The organism is Dellaglioa sp. CoH-56-MRSF-13 (assembly GCF_056782095.1).
This window is the reverse complement of the sequence record NZ_JBXAYC010000160.1, coordinates 1-276: the sequence shown is the minus strand read 5'-3', so window position 1 is coordinate 276 and position 276 is coordinate 1. Positions and strand designations below refer to the sequence as shown.

Sequence of the window (276 nt, the reverse complement as noted above, 5' to 3'; positions counted from 1 at the left end):
GTGGTAGCCCTATCGTGGTGGGCGCTACCTGCTGCGTTTACAGCCAAAACGTGAACGCACGAGTCATCGAGATCAAGAGCCCGAGCCACATTATTCTCGAAGTTGTGGAGCACGGTGACGTTGGCAGCATTATTTCGGCTGAGGCCGACGATCTGGACTGTGAGCTGCTGGAACGTCCGGCTAAGAAACTGGCGAAGGGAAAGAAAAGCCGTCTGCATACCGTCCACGGTGAACCCATTGAGGTAGGTGACGAATACTGGTCGGATTCTCTCGACG

The 276-nt window shown here is 55.1% G+C and carries 1 protein-coding gene; it reads left to right on the top strand.

Going from position 1 to position 276, the window contains the following annotated elements:
• Window positions 1–50 precede the first annotated feature (50 nt).
• Window positions 51–276, top strand: a 226-nt coding sequence (locus tag AC1RP1_RS08305; protein ID WP_481762771.1) for a hypothetical protein, incomplete at its 3' end; no start/stop codon positions are given.